We start from the raw sequence: 16,875 nt of genomic DNA, 5'->3' as shown, positions 1-16,875 counted from the left end.
GTGCTACGGGGCCATCCCGACCCTGGGGATCGTCGGGGTCCGACCCTGAGACGGCTCCTCCTGGGGTACCGGCGCACGGTGCCCCCCGGTGGACCCGCGACGGAAGCGGGCCCGGGCCGCGGGGACGACGGCCGTGTGCGCCAGTGCCACGCCCACGGTGTTGAGCAGCAGGGAGTCGACGTCGACGATCTGGCCGGGGACGCCGGTCTGGAGCAGCTCGATGCCGAGGGAGATGAGGGCGGCGGCGGTCGTCGTACGGGCCAGGGAGCCCAGCGGGGAGGACGTCGGCCTGCCGTGGGCCATCGGCAGCAGGACCCCGAGCGGGGCGAGCAGGGCGAGGCCCTCGACGATGGAGCGGGTGGCCTCGCGCCAGCCGAGGGCGAGGTCGGCGCGGATGCCGGCGAACGGCTGGAGGTTGGCGGGCATCACCCAGGGGACGTCCAGGGGGCGCAGCGTGAGCCAGGCGACCAACGCAAGGTGGGCGACCAGGAGGATGCCTCCTGTCGCGCGGACGCGGATCACGGCGCTGTCGCCGATGGAGCCTTGACGCTGCACGCCCCCCAAGACGCGCCCATCGGTGGGATCGGTTCCGGGAGGTGGGGGCGGGGCGGGGTGAGGTGTCCGCCACACGGTGTGGCCGGGGGCGGTGCGGGGGTGCGGTGCGTCCGAGGGTGCGGCGCCGTGAGGGAGTGCCCGCGGGCGCGTCCTCGCCGTCGGTGGGGGAGCGCCTCACGCCTGCCGCGTGCGGGGGAGGGCGGGGCCGGGGTGGGGGCCCGCCGTGCCATACCCGGCCGGGGGCGGGTCAGGTCGTGCCCGCCTCCGTGGACGGGGGCTCGTTGCTGCCGGGGCGGGCGCGGACCTCGTCCGTGCACTCGTAGCGGCGGGGCGGCGTGTCCGCGGGGCCGCCCAGGATGACCGAGCCGTCGCCCTCGGCCGCCGCGGAGTCCGAGAACGTGCAGACGATCTGGGCCAGGGCGTACGAGGTGAGGGACGTCGGGGCGGTGGTCAGGCGCAGGGTCTCGTCGGGGTCGTTCCGGCGCGGGCCCGTGACGCCCATGGCGCCTCGGACGTCCGTGGTGTAGCCGGCCTCCTTCTCGGCCGCCGACGGGGTCGCCTGGAGCTCGTCGAGGAGGACCTGGGCCACCAGGACGCGGCGCGCCGCGTCGGCCGTGCCGTCGGGGACGCGCACGGTCCGGTCGACCGCGACCAGCTGGGAGCCGCACAGCAGGAAGACCTGTACCGGAAGGCCGCGGCTCGCCTGGGAGGAGGCGTCCGGTTCGGAGAGCGAGCAGTGGACGCGGGAGGGGGCGGGACCGAAGTTGGTCGGCACCTCCGTGGACCGTATGCCGCAGCCCGCCAGCGAGACGGCCGCCAGGGCGAGGAGGGCCGTGAGACGCGGGTTCATCAGGCGTCCTCCTTCTTGTCCGCCGGCTCGTCCCGGGGCAGGCGCAGGGTGAAGACGGCGCCGCCGTCGGGGGAGTTGGCGGCGGTGATGTCGCCGCCGTGGATGTGGGCGTTCTCCAGCGCGATGGACAGGCCGAGGCCGCTGCCCTCGGAGCGCGGCCGGGAGGCGCTGGCCTTGTAGAAGCGGTCGAAGACGTGCGGGAGGACGTCCTCGGGGATGCCGGGGCCGTGGTCGCGTACGTCGATGACGACCGCGTCGTCCTCCTCGCGGACCGTGACCCGCACCGGGGAGCCGCCGTGCTTGAGGGCGTTGCCGATCAGGTTGGCCAGGATGACGTCGAGGCGGCGCGGGTCGAGGCGGGCCACGATGCCCCGCTCGGCGTCCAGCTCCACCGCGTCCAGCCAGGCGCGGGCGTCGATGCAGGCGGTGATCTGGTCGGCCACGTCGACGTCGTCGAGGACCAGGCGGGCCGTGCCCGCGTCGAAGCGGGTGACCTCCATGAGGTTCTCGACGAGGTCGTTCAGGCGGCGGGTCTCGCTGACCACCAGGCGGACCGCGGGCTCGATCATCGGGTCCACCGAGCCGGTCCCCGCCTCCAGCTCCTCCTCGAGGACCTCGGTGACGGCGGTGATCGCGGTGAGCGGGGTGCGCAGTTCGTGGGACATGTCGGCCACGAACCGGCGGGACGCCTCGTCCCGGCCGGCCATGTCGGCGACCCGTTTCTCCAGCGCCTCGGCGGCGTTGTTGAACGTCCGCGACAGATCGGCCAGTTCGTCCGTGCCGGACACCCGCAGCCGGGTGTCGAGCTTGCCCTCGCCGAGGCGGCGGGCGGCGACACCGAGGCGGTGCACCGGCTTCAGCACGGTCGTGGCGGCGGCCTGCGCGAGGAGCGCGGAGCCGATCAGGGCCAGGCCCGTGGCGATGCCCAGGGACCAGGCCAGGGAGTTGAGGTCCTTGGCCTCCTGTTCCAGGGACTTGAGCATGTAGCCGGTCGGGCCGCCGCCGATCACCTTGGTGCCGGCTATCAGGTACGGCTTGTCGTCCTTCACGATCCGCTGCCAGTACAGGTGGTACTCGGCCCTGTCGGAGGAGTCGACCCGCTGCTTGTCGTTGACCGCCGTGCGCAGGGACTCGGGTACGTCGGCGAGGGTGAAGCCGTCCAGGGCGCCGGAGCTGCTGTACAGCGGCTTGCCGTCGGCGTCCTGGGCGGCCAGCAGCACGCTGAAGCGCTGGCTGCTGTTCGCCATCTGCCCGGCGGTGTGCTGCAGTTCGTCCTGGGTCGGCCGCTCGGGCAGCAGCCCGGCCCGGTTCTGCATCTCCTGCTGGAAGTCGCGCAGCACCGCGTCCTGGGTGCGGGTGAGGACCGCCTCCCGGTTGAGCCAGTACGCGATCCCGGAGGCGGAGACGGCGGCGGTGAGCGCCACCAGGGCGAACACCACCACCAGTCGCAGCCGCAGACTCGTGAGACGCAGCCTCGACCACACTCCCTTGCGAGCCGCGGACCAGCCGCGGAGACCTGCCTGCGTGTCCGTCACTGAGGCGCGTCCAGGCGGTAGCCGACCCCGCGGACCGTGCGGATCAGGGTGGGCGAGGACGGGACGTCCTCGACCTTGGCACGCAGACGCTGCACACAGGCGTCCACCAGGCGGGAGTCGCCCAGGTAGTCGTGTTCCCAGACCAGCCGCAGCAGTTGCTGACGGGACAGGGCCTGGCCGGGGCGGCGGCTGAGCTCCAGCAGCAGGCGCAGCTCGGTCGGGGTGAGCTGGAGGTCCTCGCCGTTCTTCGTGACGGTCATCGCCGCGCGGTCGATGACCAGGCTGCCGAAGGTCGCCGCGTCGTTCGACTCCCGCTCCCCGCGGCGCAGCACCGCGCGGATCCGGGCGTCCAGGACCCGGCCCTGCACGGGCTTGACGACGTAGTCGTCCGCGCCGGACTCCAGGCCGACCACGACGTCGATGTCGTCGCTGCGGGCCGTGAGCAGGATGATCGGCAGCTGGTCCGTGCGCCGGATGCGCCGGCACACCTCGAAACCGTCGATGCCGGGCAGCATCACGTCCAGCACGATCAGGTCCGGCCGCTGCTCACGCAGCAGTTTCAGACCGTCCTCGCCGGTGGCAGCGGTGGCCACCCGGTGTCCCTGGCGCGTCAGTGAGAGCTCCAGGGCCGTACGGATGGCGTCGTCGTCCTCGATCAGCAACAGGGAAGGCACGCCGCACATTCTGGCCCATGCGGGGGTGGTGTTTCGACACCTGTACGAGCAGTTCGCTCACGCGCGCGCGGTGCCCGGGTGTCCCGGACCCCTGTGACAGGTCTGTGACAGTCGGCGGACAGGGCCATGAAAGTGGCCGGGCAAGCTTTTCGGCACAGGCAGGACAGCACCGAAGAACAACCGGAAGTCCACGACGGGGGGCGCGAGATGAACACGCTGCACGGCACCAGCACCAGCGCAGTGATCACGCGTCTGCACGACGTGAACGGGGGCCGGGGGACGACGGGGCGGGGGTGCGTTCGCGGCACGGGGCGTCAGCACACCGGTTACATGACGGTGGTCGACGGCCGCACGGGGGAGACGCACGGGGGATCCGCGTACGGGGAGGACTCGGGGGAGAGCCGGCGCTCGCTGTCGGAGGCGGAGTTCACCGCCTACGTCCAGGAGCGCCGCGCCTCCCTGTACGCCACCGCCTACCACCTGACCGGTGACCGCTTCGAGGCCGAGGACCTGCTGCAGAGCGCGCTGTTCTCGACGTACCGGGCGTGGGACCGGATCAGTGACAAGGCCGCGGTGGGTGGTTACCTGCGGCGGACGATGACGAACCTGCACATCAGCGCGTGGCGCCGCCGCAAGCTGAACGAGTACCCGACCGAGGAGCTGCCGGAGACGCCCGGCGACACGGACGCGATGCGCGGCACGGAGCTGCGCGCGGTCCTGTGGCAGGCGCTGGCCCGGCTGCCCGAACTCCAGCGGACGATGCTGGTCCTGCGCTACTACGAGGGCCGCACCGACCCGGAGATCGCGGAGATCCTCGACATCAGTGTCGGCACGGTGAAGTCGAGCATCTGGCGGTCGCTCCGCCGGCTGCGCGAGGACGAGGTCCTCAGCTTCGGCCGTGACGAGGAGGACGCCTTCGGGGAGCTCGTCGCCTGAAGGTGAAGGGGGGACCGTTCGGGGGAGCGGTACCCAGTGGGGGGACTCACGGGGGCTGGGGGGCCACCGGGGGGACCACGGGGGGAACGGGGGGTGCTCCACCACGGGGGAAGCGGTGGAGCACGACGGTGCGGGGCCGGGGCCGGGGGGTCCACCGGCCCCGTTTCCGTGCGCGGTCAGCGGGCGGTCATGTGCGCCGCCCCGGCGCGGTCGTCCCCGACGGCGACGGCCTCGGTGGGATCGGCTCCCTCGACCGCGTAGACGCCGGTCGTGGCCTCGGCGACTCCGGTGCCCGGCTCACGGGGCGTGTCGTAGCAGGCCGCCACGGTGGCGGTGCCCAGCCGCTCGCCCACGGTGAAGACCGACTTTCCGGTGGGCAGGTAGTCGCGGCCGTCGTAGACCACCAGACCGGAGCAGGACGCCTCGCCGGATGCCTTGCCGCCTTCGCCGGAACACCCGGCCGCGGTCAGGGCCGCCACCACCATCACGAGCAGTACCGCACGCCTCATCGTTCGTCCTCTCCGTCGGCCGTCGTGCCTACGACGGAGAAGGGGGCGTGATCGTTCAGCCCGCCGGTGCCGGTGTCACCGCGGCGGCCGCCGTGAGGCGGCTCAGGGCCTCGTCCTTGTCGCAGGCGTGGGCGCCCAGGGCCGTCTGGCGGGCGACGATCGAGCGCTCCAGGCGCATCAGCCGCCAGCCGCGGCGCAGCAGGAACGGCACCGACTTGCGGCCCTCCCGCAGATCGCGCAGGAAGCGGCGCCGGAACGTCCTCACCGAGCCGCGACTCAGGCACAGGGCGTCCGCCAGCAGTCCGAGCTCCCGGCAGCGCGACACGATCTCGGCCGCGAAGATGCCCTCCGCGATGAACAGCGGGGTCCGCCCGATGTCCACGCTCTCGTGCCCGGTGCGGGCGCTCAGCGAGATGTCGTAGACCGGCACGTCCGTGCGCTGGGTGCGGCACAGGTCGGCGATCGCCGCGACGGCCGCGTCGGCGTCCCACGAGTCGGGGTGGTCCCAGTCGATGTCGGAGCTCCCGGGGACCTGCGGCAGGGTCGGGTCGCCGGCCTCCTTGTAGAAGTCGTCGAGCCGGAGCACCGGAAGACCGGAGAGGGCCGCGAGGAGGGACTTGCCGGAGCCGGAGGGGCCGCAGAGCAGCACGACTCGCGTCGGTATGGGCACAGGGGAACTCACGGGACACCAGTCTGACGTATCCACCGGCCCCCGGACGACCCGGCGGACGTTGTTGATGCGCGCATCACATCCCGGGGCCGTTCCGGCGGGCGCGCGCACCGGAACGGCGAAGAGCCGTGGCTCCCCCGGACGGAGGGGAGACACGGCTCTCCGGTCGGCAGGGCGTCCTCAGTACGAGGAGCCGGACGCGCCCAGCGAACCCGTCGGGTGCCAGACCGTCTTCATCTCCAGGAACGCCGTCATCCGGTCGGTGCCGGGAGTGGCCGACCAGTCGTCCACAGGCTGTGGACGCAGCACGCGCTTGAGGTTGTCCGCCGCCGCGATCTCCAGCTCCTTCGCCAGCACCTCGTCGGCGCCCGCGAGGTCGATCGCGTTGACGTCCTGGTGCGCGGCGAGCGGCGTGGCGATCTCCGCCGTACGGCCGGAGAGGATGTTCACCACTCCGCCGGGGACGTCGGACGTGGCCAGGACCTCGGCCAGGGACAGGGCGGGCAGCGGGGCCTTCTCCGAGGCCACCACGACCGCCGTGTTGCCCGTCGCGATCACCGGGGCCACGACCGAGACCAGGCCCAGGAACGACGAATCCTGAGGCGCCAGGACGGCCACCACGCCCGTCGGCTCGGGCGAGGACAGGTTGAAGAAGGGGCCCGCGACCGGATTGCCGCCGCCGACCACCTGGGCGATCTTGTCGGTCCAGCCCGCGTACCAGACCCAGCGGTCGATGGCCGCGCCGACCTGCTCGGCCGCCTTCGACTTGGACAGGCCCTCGGCGTCGGCGACCTCGTGGACGAACTGCGCCCGGCGGCCCTCCAGCATCTCGGCGACGCGGTAGAGGACCTGGCCGCGGTTGTACGCGGTCGCGCCGGACCAGCCGCCGACGGCCTTGCGGGCGGCGACCACCGCGTCACGGGCGTCCTTGCGGGACGACAGCGGTGCGTTCGCCAGCCAGTTGCCCTTCGAGTCCGTCACCTCGTACACCCGGCCGCTCTCGGAACGCGGGAACTTCCCGCCGACGTACAGCTTGTAAGTCTTGAGGACACTCAGACGGTCAGACATCGAGGTACGCCTCCAGGCCGTGGCGACCGCCCTCGCGGCCGAAGCCCGACTCCTTGTAACCGCCGAACGGCGAGGTCGGGTCGAACTTGTTGAACGTGTTGGACCAGACGACGCCCGCGCGGAGCTTGTTGGCCACGGCGAGGATCCGCGACCCCTTCTCCGTCCAGATGCCCGCCGACAGGCCGTACGGGGTGTTGTTGGCCTTGGCGACGGCCTCGTCCGGGGTGCGGAAGGTGAGGACCGACAGCACCGGGCCGAAGATCTCGTCCCGGGCGACGGTGTGCGCCTGCGTGACGTTCGTGAACAGCGTCGGGGCGAACCAGTAGCCGCTCTCGGGCAGGTCGCAGGCGGGCGACCAGCGCTCGGCGCCCTCGGCCTCGCCCCGCTCCACCAGAGCGGTGATACGGCTCAGCTGCTCCTCGGAGTTGATCGCGCCGATGTCGGTGTTCTTGTCGAGCGGGTCGCCGAGGCGCAGCGTCGACAGACGGCGCTTGAGGGAGTCCAGCAGCTCGTCCTGGATCGACTCCTGGACGAGCAGCCGGCTGCCCGCGCAGCAGACCTGGCCCTGGTTGAAGAAGATCCCGTTGACGATCCCCTCCACGGCCTGGTCGATCGGGGCGTCGTCGAAGACGATGTTGGCGCCCTTGCCGCCGAGCTCCAGGGTGACCTTCTTGCGGGTGCCCGCGACGGTGCGCGCGATCTCCTTGCCGACGGCCGTGGAGCCGGTGAAGGCGACCTTGTTCACGTCCGGGTGCGCGACGACGGCCGCGCCCGCGTCTCCGAAGCCGGGCAGGATGTTGACGACACCCCTGGGCAGGCCCGCCTGGCGGCAGATGTCCGCGAAGAACAGGGCCGAGAGGGGAGTGGTCTCGGCGGGCTTCAGGACGACCGTGTTGCCCGTCGCGAGCGCCGGGGCGATCTTCCACGCCAGCATCAGCAGCGGGAAGTTCCAGGGGATGACCTGGCCGGCGACGCCGAGCGGCCTCGGGTTCGGGCCGTAGCCGGCGTGGTCGAGCTTGTCCGCCCAGCCCGCGTAGTAGAAGAAGTGCGCGGCGACCAGGGGGAGGTCCGCGTCGCGGGTCTCCTTGATCGGCTTGCCGTTGTCCAGCGTCTCCAGGACGGCCAGCTCGCGGCTGCGCTCCTGGATGATGCGGGCGATGCGGAAGAGGTACTTGGCGCGCTCGGAGCCGGGCAGCGCGGACCACTTCTCGAACGCCTTGCGGGCGGCCTTCACCGCGCGGTCCACGTCCGCCTCGCCGGCCTGGGCGATCTCGGAGAGGACCTCCTCGGACGACGGCGAGACGGTCTTGAAGACCTTGCCGTCCGCCGCGTCCGTGAACTCGCCGTCGATGAACAGGCCGTACGACGGGGCGATGTCGACGATCGAGCGGGACTCGGGGGCCGGGGCGTATGCGAATACCGATGCCATGGTGATCAGTCCACCGTCACGTAGTCGGGGCCGGAGTAGCGGCCGGTGGCCAGCTTCTGCCGCTGCATCAGCAGGTCGTTCAGAAGCGAGGAGGCGCCGAAGCGGAACCAGTGGTTGTCCAGCCAGTCCTCGCCGGCGGTCTCGTTGACCAGTACGAGAAATTTGATGGCGTCCTTGGAGGTGCGGATTCCGCCGGCCGGCTTCACGCCCACCTGGATACCGGTCTGGGCGCGGAAGTCGCGTACCGCTTCCAGCATAAGAAGGGTGTTGGCCGGGGTGGCGTTGACGGCGACCTTGCCGGTGGACGTCTTGATGAAGTCCGCGCCGGCCAGCATGCCGAGCCAGCTCGCGCGCCGGATGTTGTCGTATGTCGACAGCTCGCCGGTCTCGAAGATGACCTTGAGCCGGGCGCCGGATCCGCAGGTCTCCTTCACGGCGGTGATCTCGTCGTACACCTTCAGGTAGTTCCCGGCGAGGAACGCGCCGCGGTCGATGACCATGTCGATCTCGTCGGCACCGGCGGCGACGGCGTCCCGCACGTCCGCGAGCTTCACGGACAGCGCGGCGCGGCCCGCCGGGAAGGCGGTGGCGACCGAGGCGACCTTCACGGAGGAGCCGGCGACGGCCTCCTTCGCGGTGGCCACCATGTCGGGGTAGACGCAGACGGCCGCGGTCGACGGGGTCGTGCGGTCGGTCGGGTCGGGGCGGACCGCCTTGGCGCCGAGCGCCCGGACCTTGCCCGGGGTGTCCGCGCCTTCCAGCGTCGTCAGGTCGACCATCGAGATGGCGAGGTCGATGGCGTACGCCTTGGCGGTCGTCTTGATGGAACGGGTGCCGAGGGACGCGGCCCGCGCCTCCAGGCCGACCGCGTCTACGCCGGGCAGCCCGTGGAGGAAGCGGCGCAGCGTGCTGTCGGACGCGGCGACGTCCTTGAGTGCGTGAGCTGCGGCAGGTGCATTGGTGGGCATGGTCACCAGACGAGCATATCTACGCGCGTAGCGGCTGTACACCCCGTGGCGCGGATCCGTGAGGGGGGCGGCACCGGCGCGGGGTGCGTGGTGTCGGTGGGTCGGGTGGGGTGGGTGGCGGGGCGGTCCGGGGAACAGGCGAGCGGCTCCGTTTTTCGGACGTACGGCAGAATCGGCACCATGACGACCCCCGCGCCCAGCCCCGACCCCGCCGTGAAGGACCGGGTCTACCGGTCGCCCATGGGCATCCTCGGCGGTGCCCTCCTGCTGGCCATCGCCCTGTGGCTCGGCATCGACGCCCTGGTGATCGGCACGGGGCGCACCCCGTGGCTGGCCCTCGCCGCCCTCATCCTGGCCGTGCCGCTGGTCTCGGCGTTCACGCTGCGCCCGGCCGTGTACGCCAACGAGGAGCGGCTGCGGATCCGCAACCCGCTCCGGGTCGTCGTGCTGCCCTGGGGGCAGGTCGCGTCCCTGCGGTCGCGCTACTCCAACGAGGTCGTCACGGCGTCCGGCGCCAAGTTCGCGCTCTGGGCCGTCCCGGTGTCGCTGCGGGCCCGCAAGAAGGCGGCGCGGCAGACGGCGGCCGCCGAGCGCGGCGCGTCACGCGGCGGGCGCCGGGGCGGTGACCGGGGGCTCGGGCTGGGCCTCGGGACGCCGGGCGCGGGCGCCGGGGCGGACGGGCCCGTGCGCGCCGAGACGGACAAGGTCATGGACGAGCTGCGGGAGCTGCTGGAGCGGTGGGAGGACCGGGCGTCGCGCAGTGACGCCCCGAGCGTGGGCGAGGTCAGCGTGCGCTGGGCCTATGAGGTGATCGGGCCGGCGGTGGCCGGGGCCGTGCTGTTGGTGGTCCTGCTCGCCGCGGGCTGAGCGGCCCCGGTCGGGTGCGGCCTTGCGGGGTGCCTCGGTCGGCCCGAGGCACCCCCGTCGTGTCTCAGATGCCCGCCGCCGTCGACAAGTCCCTCTTGATCGCGGTCAGCAGGTCCGTCGCCTTCGCGCGGGCCGCCGGCAGGGCCCCGCGGTCCGCCACCGGGACCACGACCTCCAGATAGCACTTGAGCTTGGGCTCCGTGCCGCTGGGGCGGACGATGACGCGCGCGCCCTGCAGGGTGTAGCGCAGGCCGTCCGTGGGCGGGAGCTTTTCCGTGCCCTCGGTCAGATCCTCGGCGCGGGTGACGGGCAGGCCCGCCAGCTCGGCCGGCGGCTGCTCGCGCAGGCGGCGCATCGCGTCCGCGATCACCGACAGGTCCTCCACCCGCACCGAGAGCTGGTCGGTGGCGTGCAGGCCGTGCTCCACGGCGAGGTCGTCCAGGAGGTCGGGCAGGGCGCGGCCCTCGGCCTTGAGCGTCGAGGCCAGCTCGGTGATCAGCAGGGCGGCCGTGATGCCGTCCTTGTCGCGTACGCCCTCCGGGTCGACGCAGTAGCCGAGCGCCTCCTCGTAGCCGTAGCGCAGACCGTCCACCCGGGCGATCCACTTGAAGCCGGTCAGGGTCTCCTCGTACGGCAGCTTCGCCTTCTCGGCGATACGGCCGAGGAGGGAGGACGAGACGATCGATTCCGCGAACGTGCCCTGCGCTCCGCGGGCGACCAGGTGCGCGGCGAGCAGCGCGCCGACCTCGTCGCCGCGCAGCATGCGCCACGCGCCGTTCTCCTTGACGGCCACCGCGCAGCGGTCGGCGTCCGGGTCGTTGGCGATGACCAGGTCCGGGTCCTCCTCGCGGGCCTTCGCGAAGGCCAGGTCCATCGCGCCGGGCTCCTCCGGGTTGGGGAACGCGACGGTGGGGAAGTCCGGGTCCGGCTCGGCCTGCTCGGCGACCAGGGCGGGGGCAGGGAAGCCCGCGCGCGCGAAGGCGGCGAGGAGGACGTCCTTGCCGACGCCGTGCATCGCCGTGTAGACGGTCCGGGCGGTGCGGGGGGAGTCCTCGGCGAGGACCGCGTCCGTGCGGGCGAGGTAGGCGTCGAGGACGCTGTCGCCGAGGGCCTCCCAGCCGGTGTCGGGGCGGGGGACGTCGTGGAGGGACGCGATCGCGGCGATCTCGGCGGCGATCTGCGCGTCGGCGGGGGGCACGATCTGGGAGCCGTCGCCGAGGTAGACCTTGTAGCCGTTGTCGCGGGGCGGGTTGTGGCTGGCGGTGACCTCGACGCCGGCCACCGCGCCGAGGTGCCTTATCGCGTACGCGAGGACCGGGGTGGGGAGGGGGCGGGGCAGGACGGCGGCGCGGAGGCCGGCGCCGGTCATGACGGCCGCGGTGTCGCGGGCGAAGTCGGCTGACTTGTGGCGGGCGTCGTAGCCGATGACCACCAGGCCGGCTGTGCCGTCCCCGTGGGGGGTCCCCTGCTTCTTGAGGTACGCCGCGAGGCCGGCGGCGGCGCGGATGACGACCGAGCGGTTCATGCGGAGCGGGCCGGCGCCGAGTTCGCCCCGCAGGCCCGCGGTGCCGAACTGCAGGGTGCCGGCGAAGCGGGCGGCGAGCTCGTCGGTGTCCCCGGCGTCCAGGAGCGCGGCGAGTTCGGCGCGGGTCTCCGGGTCGGGGTCCTCGGCGAGCCATGCCTGGGCCCGGGCGATGAGGTCGTCTTGCACGTCGGTCAGCCTCTCGTGGTGGTCGGGTCGGAGGGCGGGTGCGGGCCGTCTTCCCGGCGCGGGCCGCGTCGTCCGTGCCTGCGGGGGGCCCGTTCCGCCGGGTGGGGCGTCTGCGGCGCCGGGCCCTGGAACGGGGTGCGGGCCCGGGGCGGGGGTGTCCGTCCCCGGCCCGGCGGCTCGGGCGGAACGGCTGTGCCGCTCCTTGACGCCGGGCGCCGCGGGCGCGGACACCGCCACCTCGGGCCCTCCTCGCCGTACGCGGCCGCCCCGCCGTGCGGCCCCCGGGCGGGGGGCTCCACGGCGGTGCCGCGGCTCGGGGCTTACAGGCGGTCCAGGACCTGGGCCAGGAGGGAGCCCATGCGGGCGGCCGAGTCGCGGCCCGCCTGGAGGACCTCCTCGTGGTTGAGGGGTTCGCCCGTCATGCCGGCGGCCAGGTTCGTGACCAGGGAGATGCCGAGGACCTCGGCGCCGGCCTCGCGGGCGGCGATCGCCTCGAGGACCGTCGACATGCCGACCAGGTCCGCGCCGATCACGCGGGCCATGCGGATCTCGGCCGGCGTCTCGTAGTGCGGGCCGGGGAACTGTGCGTAGACGCCCTCTTCGAGGGTGGCGTCGATCTCCTTGCACAGGGCGCGCAGGCGGGGGCTGTAGAGATCGGTGAGGTCGACGAAGTTGGCACCGACGATGGGGGAGGTGGCCGTGAGGTTGATGTGGTCGCTGATCAGGACCGGCTGACCGGGGCGCATGCCCTCGCGCAGGCCGCCGCAGCCGTTGGTGAGCACGATCGTCTTGCAGCCCGCCGCCACCGCGGTGCGCACACCGTGGGCGACGGCGGCCACGCCGCGGCCCTCGTAGTAGTGCGTGCGGCCCAGGAAGACCAGGGCCCGCTTGTCGCCCGTGCGGTACGAGCGGATCTTGCCGCCGTGCCCTTCGACCGCCGGCGGCGGGAAGCCGGGCAGCTCGGTGACCGGGAACTCGGCCTCGGGCGCGCCGAGGGCGTCCACGGCCGGTGCCCAGCCGGAGCCCATCACCAGGGCGACGTCGTGCGTGTCGGCGCCCGTGAGTTCGCGCAGGCGCGCGGCGGCGGCGTCGGCGGCCGCGTGCGGGTCGCCCTGGATGTCGTCCGGAAGAAGAGATGCGTTCACGCGACTGAGGGTAGCCGGTTTGGTCCTACGCGCGTAGATGACGGAGCTCACGGGATGGCGATCGTTGTCTTGTCGTATCCGACGAAGAGGGGGCCGGGGGGTCAGCAGGGGCGCTTGCGCAGTTCCATGACGTAGTCGTGAGGGGCTCCGGCCGATTCGGCGGCGTCCGCGATCTCGCCCAGGTAGCGGGCCGAGGGGAGGCCGCCCTCGTAGGCGTTCAGGACGTACGTCCAGGCCGGCTCCTCGCCCTCCAGGGTGTGGGCGCGCACCCGTAGCCGGCGGTACACGCCCAGGCCCACGCCCTCCCAGCGGTCCAGGGACTCCTCGTCCATGGGCGCGATGTCGTAGAGCGCGACGAAGACCTGCTCCAGGGGGTCCTCGACGAGCGTGGCCAGCGCGCCCTCCCAGCCGAGCTGCTCGCCGCCGAACGTCAGGCGCCACCCGTTGAGCCAGCCGGTGGCGCGCAGCGGCGAGTGGGGGGCGCGGCGGGTCATCAGCCGCGCGTCGAGATTGCCGGCGTACGCGGCGTAGAGCGACATGGGGAGAGGGTACGGCAGTGCCACTCCCGTAACGGTGGTGTCTCGGGCGGCCCCCCAGGCGGTCGCACCCCGAGGCGTGCGGGACAATGGAGTACGTGACTCGGATCGTGATCATCGGTGGCGGACCCGGCGGATACGAAGCGGCGCTGGTGGCCGCTCAGCTCGGCGCGGAGGTGACCGTCGTCGACTCCGACGGTCTGGGCGGGGCGTCGGTGCTGACCGACTGCGTGCCGTCCAAGACTCTGATCGCCACGGCCGAGGTGATGACCACCTTCGACTCCTCCTACGAGGAGCTGGGCATCATCGTCGCCGACGACACCCCGCACATCGAGACGCCCGCGCGTGTCGTCGGCGTCGACCTGGGCAAGGTCAACCGCCGTGTGAAGCGGCTCGCGCTCGCCCAGTCGCACGACATCACCGCCTCGGTGACACGGGCCGGCGCCCGGGTCATGCGCGGGCGCGGGCGGCTGGAGGGCATGCAGGCCCTCGACGGGTCGCGCAAGGTCGTGGTGCGGACCGCCGACGGGAGCGAGGAGACGCTGGTCGCCGACGCCGTGCTCATCGCGACGGGCGGCCATCCGCGCGAGCTGCCCGACGCCCGGCCGGACGGCGAGCGGATCCTGAACTGGACCCAGGTCTACGACCTCGACGAGCTGCCCGAGGAGCTCATCGTGGTCGGATCCGGTGTCACCGGTGCCGAGTTCGCCGGTGCCTACCAGGCGCTGGGGTCGCGGGTCACGCTCGTGTCGTCCCGGGACCGGGTGCTGCCCGGCGAGGACCCGGACGCCGCCGCCGTCCTGGAGGACGTCTTCCGGCGCCGCGGCATGAACGTCATGGCGCGCTCGCGTGCCGCCGCCGCCAAGCGCGTCGGCGACCGGGTGGAGGTCACGCTGGCGGACGGCCGGGTCATCAGCGGCAGCCACTGCCTGATGGCGGTCGGCGCCGTCCCGAACTCCGAGGGCCTCGGCCTGGAGGAGGCCGGCGTCAAGGTCCGCGAGTCCGGGCACATCTGGACCGACAAGGTGTCCCGGACGACCGCGCCGGGCGTCTACGCCGCCGGTGATGTGACGGGCGTCTTCGCCCTCGCCTCGGTCGCGGCGATGCAGGGACGTATCGCCATGTACCACTTCCTGGGCGACGCGGTGGCCCCGCTGAATCTGAAGACCGTCTCCTCGAACGTCTTCACGGATCCTGAGATCGCCACCGTCGGCTACAGCCAGGCCGACGTGGACGGGGGCAAGATCGACGCCCGCGTGGTGAAGCTGCCGCTGCTGCGCAACCCGCGCGCGAAGATGCAGGGCATCCGGGACGGCTTCGTCAAGATCTTCTGCCGGCCGGGCACCGGCATCGTGGTCGGCGGGGTGGTCGTCGCCCCGCGCGCCTCGGAACTGATCCACCCCATCTCGATCGCCGTCGACAACAATCTGACGGTCGAGCAGATCGCGAACGCCTTCACCGTGTACCCCTCGCTCTCGGGGTCGATCGCCGAGGTCGCCCGGCAGCTGCACACCCGCAAGGCGGGCGCCGACCTCTGACGGCCGGATCCGACTCCTCGCTGGTCACGGGGAGTTGCCGGGCATGCGGGCGGCATAGGCGGCGGGACTAGGCCTTATACCACTCCGCATGCCAGCGGACGAACAACTTCTGTTATTCGGCGCAAACTGCTGAAACCAGACGGTCGTTGGGGTTACTGTCAGTTTCGTGTTCGCTGCAGAACGTCGCCAATTGATCCTCGAAATGGTGCGAGCGAACGGGGCCGTGTCGCTCCGTGAGCTCGCCCGCGTCGTCCAGACCTCCGAAGTGACCGTACGGCGGGACGTGCGCGCGCTGGAGGCAGAAGGACTCCTCGACCGCCGGCATGGCGGTGCGGTATTGCCGGGCGGGTTCACGCGGGAGTCCGGCTTTCCGCAGAAGTCACATCTCGCGACCGCCGAGAAGACGGCCATCGCCGACCTCGCCGCGAACTTCGTGGAGGAGGGCGAGGCCATCGTCGTCGGGGCGGGGACCACCACCCAGGAACTGGCCCGCCGGCTCGCCCGGGTGCCCGGGCTGACCGTCGTCACCAACTCCCTACTGGTGGCCCAGGCACTGGCCCACGCCAACCGGGTCGAGGTCGTGATGACCGGCGGCACGCTGCGCGGGTCGAACTACGCGCTCGTCGGCAGCGGCGCCGAGCAGTCCCTCCAAGGGCTGCGGGTGTCGCGGGCCTTCCTCTCCGGGAGCGGTCTGACCGCCGAGCGCGGACTGTCCACGTCCAACATGCTGTCGGCCTCCGTCGACCGGGCGCTGGTGCAGGCCGCGGCGGAGGTCGTCGTCCTCGCCGACCACACCAAGCTCGGGACCGACACGATGTTCCAGACGGTGCCCTCGGACGTCATCACGCGGTTGGTCACCGACGAGCCGCCGGCCCATGACGACCGTGCCCACGCCGAGCTCCAGGCCCTCGCCGACCAGGGGGTGCAGATCGCCGTGGCCGGGGCGGCCGGGGCGTCGGGGGGTGACGAGGTCCCGGCGCGGCGGCAGCAGCGCGCGCTGCCGGGACCGCGCCGGGGTCAGGCTCCTCCGGGGCTGCGGCCCGCCGCCGCGATGCTCGGTGAGCAGGGCGCCGAGCGGGAGCGGGCCCGGGTCGCCGACCTGCGGCGGCGCTGAATTCGCCTAGGGCTTCAGGCCCCGCAGGGTCAGGTTCAGCAGCCGGTCCGCGAGGTCCGGGTCGGCCGGGGTCTCCTCCGCCGCCAGGGCGATCGCGTGCGTGAGCTGGAGCAGGTCGGCGATCGCCACGTCCGTGCGGACGGAGCCGGCCTGCTGGGCGCGGGCGAGCAGCGCCCCGCCCGCCTGCCGGATCGGGTCGCTGCACCGGGCGAGCGCGGAGGACCCGTCGGCGGAGACGGCCATCAGGGAGCGGGCCAGACCCCGGTACTCGCCCGCGTGCGTCACCATCTCGCGCAGCCAGGTCACCAGGGCCGCACAGGGCTCCGGGGCGTCGAGGAGTTGGCGCGAGCGGGTCAGCAGCTCACCCGCGGCGTCCTCGAAGACGGCGCTCACCAGGGCGTCCCGGTTGGGGAAATGCCGGTACAGCGTGCCGATGCCCACGCCGGCGCGCCGGGCCACGTCCTCCAGGGACGCGTCGGTGCCGTGCTCGGCGAAGGCCGCGCGGGCCTCCGTCAGCAGCCGTTCGTGATTGCGGCGGGCGTCCGCGCGCATGGCACGCGGAGGCACCAAGAGGTCCTCGCTCCCCGCTCGCTCACGTGAGGTGGCGCCCACCCTGCCTCCTAGGGGCCTTTCGTTTGGATCATCCCGGCGTCGCGGGGTCAGGCACGCGCATCCGCGGCGTTGTCGTCACTCGCCGACGCTCCGCGTCGACTCCCTCCTCCGCCTTGCAGCCGCACGCACCAGACCCCGCTCGGGCACGTCACCATGTC

At 72.7% G+C, this 16,875-nt stretch carries 17 protein-coding genes; 4 read left to right on the top strand and 13 right to left on the bottom strand.

What is annotated here, in order from left to right; all coding sequences use genetic code 11:
• Positions 1 to 3: 3 nt before the first annotated feature.
• The 4 genes from ABZ899_RS19180 to afsQ1 all read right to left on the bottom strand — a co-directional run bounded on the left by ABZ899_RS19180 (position 4) and on the right by afsQ1 (position 3,614).
• Entirely contained in the window at positions 4 to 555 is a 552-nt protein-coding gene (locus ABZ899_RS19180) for a VanZ family protein (RefSeq protein ID WP_361347290.1), read from the bottom strand.
• A gap of 247 nt (positions 556 to 802) precedes the next feature.
• On the bottom strand, positions 803 to 1,405 hold the full coding sequence (locus ABZ899_RS19175; protein ID WP_361347289.1) for a hypothetical protein: 603 nt from the start codon (positions 1,403 to 1,405) through the stop codon (positions 803 to 805).
• A complete protein-coding gene (locus ABZ899_RS19170) occupies positions 1,405 to 2,940 on the bottom strand; it encodes a HAMP domain-containing sensor histidine kinase (protein ID WP_361347286.1) in 1,536 nt (511 codons plus the stop codon). Before ABZ899_RS19170 ends, ABZ899_RS19175 begins: the two co-directional genes overlap by 1 nt.
• Positions 2,937 to 3,614, bottom strand: coding sequence for a two-component system response regulator AfsQ1 (gene afsQ1 / locus ABZ899_RS19165; protein ID WP_037886857.1), 678 nt, complete (start codon positions 3,612 to 3,614; stop codon positions 2,937 to 2,939). Before afsQ1 ends, ABZ899_RS19170 begins: the two co-directional genes overlap by 4 nt.
• A 207-nt stretch (positions 3,615 to 3,821) precedes the next feature.
• Here afsQ1 and ABZ899_RS19160 point away from each other — a divergent pair, with 207 nt between their 5' ends.
• Positions 3,822 to 4,550 carry a SigE family RNA polymerase sigma factor gene (locus ABZ899_RS19160; protein WP_361347283.1) on the top strand — a complete coding sequence of 243 codons (729 nt, stop codon included), beginning with the start codon at positions 3,822 to 3,824 and terminating at the stop codon, positions 4,548 to 4,550.
• A 176-nt stretch (positions 4,551 to 4,726) separates the two neighbouring features.
• Here the strand turns inward: ABZ899_RS19160 and ABZ899_RS19155 are convergent, their stop codons facing one another.
• The 5 genes from ABZ899_RS19155 to deoC form a co-directional block, all read right to left on the bottom strand.
• Positions 4,727 to 5,059: a DUF6281 family protein gene (locus ABZ899_RS19155; RefSeq protein WP_361347280.1), complete on the bottom strand. Its 333-nt coding sequence runs from the start codon at positions 5,057 to 5,059 to the stop codon at positions 4,727 to 4,729.
• A gap of 55 nt (positions 5,060 to 5,114) precedes the next feature.
• The gene (locus ABZ899_RS19150; RefSeq protein ID WP_361347277.1) at positions 5,115 to 5,741 is read right to left on the bottom strand and encodes a uridine kinase; all 627 of its coding nucleotides are present in this window, start codon (positions 5,739 to 5,741) and stop codon (positions 5,115 to 5,117) included.
• A gap of 168 nt (positions 5,742 to 5,909) precedes the next feature.
• Positions 5,910 to 6,797: an aldehyde dehydrogenase family protein gene (locus ABZ899_RS19145; protein WP_361347274.1), complete on the bottom strand. Its 888-nt coding sequence runs from the start codon at positions 6,795 to 6,797 to the stop codon at positions 5,910 to 5,912.
• Positions 6,790 to 8,226, bottom strand: coding sequence for an aldehyde dehydrogenase family protein (locus tag ABZ899_RS19140; protein WP_361347272.1), 1,437 nt, complete (start codon positions 8,224 to 8,226; stop codon positions 6,790 to 6,792). Before ABZ899_RS19140 ends, ABZ899_RS19145 begins: the two co-directional genes overlap by 8 nt.
• 5 nt (positions 8,227 to 8,231) lie before the next feature.
• Positions 8,232 to 9,194, bottom strand: coding sequence for a deoxyribose-phosphate aldolase (deoC, locus tag ABZ899_RS19135; RefSeq protein WP_361347735.1), 963 nt, complete (start codon positions 9,192 to 9,194; stop codon positions 8,232 to 8,234).
• 180 nt (positions 9,195 to 9,374) lie between these two features.
• On the opposite strand from deoC, the gene ABZ899_RS19130 reads away from it, so the two are divergent.
• A complete protein-coding gene (locus ABZ899_RS19130) occupies positions 9,375 to 10,061 on the top strand; it encodes a PH domain-containing protein (RefSeq protein WP_361347269.1) in 687 nt (228 codons plus the stop codon).
• 64 nt (positions 10,062 to 10,125) lie between these two features.
• Here ABZ899_RS19130 and ABZ899_RS19125 read toward each other — a convergent pair whose 3' ends face one another.
• The 3 genes from ABZ899_RS19125 to ABZ899_RS19115 form a co-directional block, all read right to left on the bottom strand.
• Positions 10,126 to 11,772 carry a phospho-sugar mutase gene (locus tag ABZ899_RS19125; protein ID WP_361347267.1) on the bottom strand — a complete coding sequence of 549 codons (1,647 nt, stop codon included), beginning with the start codon at positions 11,770 to 11,772 and terminating at the stop codon, positions 10,126 to 10,128.
• A 320-nt stretch (positions 11,773 to 12,092) separates the two neighbouring features.
• The gene (locus ABZ899_RS19120) at positions 12,093 to 12,917 is read right to left on the bottom strand and encodes a purine-nucleoside phosphorylase (protein ID WP_361347264.1); all 825 of its coding nucleotides are present in this window, start codon (positions 12,915 to 12,917) and stop codon (positions 12,093 to 12,095) included.
• A gap of 101 nt (positions 12,918 to 13,018) precedes the next feature.
• Complete coding sequence (locus tag ABZ899_RS19115) at positions 13,019 to 13,456, bottom strand: gamma-glutamylcyclotransferase (RefSeq protein ID WP_361347262.1); 438 nt, start codon at positions 13,454 to 13,456, stop codon at positions 13,019 to 13,021.
• Between the two features lie 86 nt (positions 13,457 to 13,542).
• Between ABZ899_RS19115 and ABZ899_RS19110 the strand changes: the two genes are divergently transcribed.
• On the top strand, positions 13,543 to 14,991 hold the full coding sequence (locus ABZ899_RS19110; RefSeq protein ID WP_361347259.1) for an NAD(P)H-quinone dehydrogenase: 1,449 nt from the start codon (positions 13,543 to 13,545) through the stop codon (positions 14,989 to 14,991).
• A gap of 166 nt (positions 14,992 to 15,157) precedes the next feature.
• The gene (locus ABZ899_RS19105; RefSeq protein ID WP_361347256.1) at positions 15,158 to 16,105 is read left to right on the top strand and encodes a DeoR/GlpR family DNA-binding transcription regulator; all 948 of its coding nucleotides are present in this window, start codon (positions 15,158 to 15,160) and stop codon (positions 16,103 to 16,105) included.
• A gap of 6 nt (positions 16,106 to 16,111) precedes the next feature.
• Here the strand turns inward: ABZ899_RS19105 and ABZ899_RS19100 are convergent, their stop codons facing one another.
• Positions 16,112 to 16,657 carry a helix-turn-helix domain-containing protein gene (locus tag ABZ899_RS19100; protein WP_361347732.1) on the bottom strand — a complete coding sequence of 182 codons (546 nt, stop codon included), beginning with the start codon at positions 16,655 to 16,657 and terminating at the stop codon, positions 16,112 to 16,114.
• Positions 16,658 to 16,875: the final 218 nt, after the last annotated feature.

Source organism: Streptomyces sp. NPDC046859, from assembly GCF_040645135.1.
In the GTDB taxonomy this organism is placed as follows: Bacteria; Actinomycetota; Actinomycetes; order Streptomycetales; family Streptomycetaceae; genus Streptomyces.
This window is presented reverse-complemented; position numbering and strand designations above follow the sequence as displayed.

Excerpts from the sequence above, each read along its gene's own strand:
- ABZ899_RS19175 (WP_361347289.1), bottom strand. The coding sequence starts at position 1,405 with ATGAACCCGCGTCTCACGGCCCTCCTCGCCCTGGCGGCCGTCTCGCTG.
- ABZ899_RS19160 (WP_361347283.1), top strand. The coding sequence starts at position 3,822 with ATGAACACGCTGCACGGCACCAGCACCAGCGCAGTGATCACGCGTCTG.
- ABZ899_RS19155 (WP_361347280.1), bottom strand. The coding sequence starts at position 5,059 with ATGAGGCGTGCGGTACTGCTCGTGATGGTGGTGGCGGCCCTGACCGCG.
- ABZ899_RS19145 (WP_361347274.1), bottom strand. The coding sequence starts at position 6,797 with ATGTCTGACCGTCTGAGTGTCCTCAAGACTTACAAGCTGTACGTCGGC.
- ABZ899_RS19140 (WP_361347272.1), bottom strand. The coding sequence starts at position 8,226 with ATGGCATCGGTATTCGCATACGCCCCGGCCCCCGAGTCCCGCTCGATC.
- deoC (WP_361347735.1), bottom strand. The coding sequence starts at position 9,194 with ATGCCCACCAATGCACCTGCCGCAGCTCACGCACTCAAGGACGTCGCC.
- ABZ899_RS19130 (WP_361347269.1), top strand. The coding sequence starts at position 9,375 with ATGACGACCCCCGCGCCCAGCCCCGACCCCGCCGTGAAGGACCGGGTC.
- ABZ899_RS19115 (WP_361347262.1), bottom strand. The coding sequence starts at position 13,456 with ATGTCGCTCTACGCCGCGTACGCCGGCAATCTCGACGCGCGGCTGATG.
- ABZ899_RS19110 (WP_361347259.1), top strand. The coding sequence starts at position 13,543 with ATGGAGTACGTGACTCGGATCGTGATCATCGGTGGCGGACCCGGCGGA.
- ABZ899_RS19100 (WP_361347732.1), bottom strand. The coding sequence starts at position 16,657 with ATGCGCGCGGACGCCCGCCGCAATCACGAACGGCTGCTGACGGAGGCC.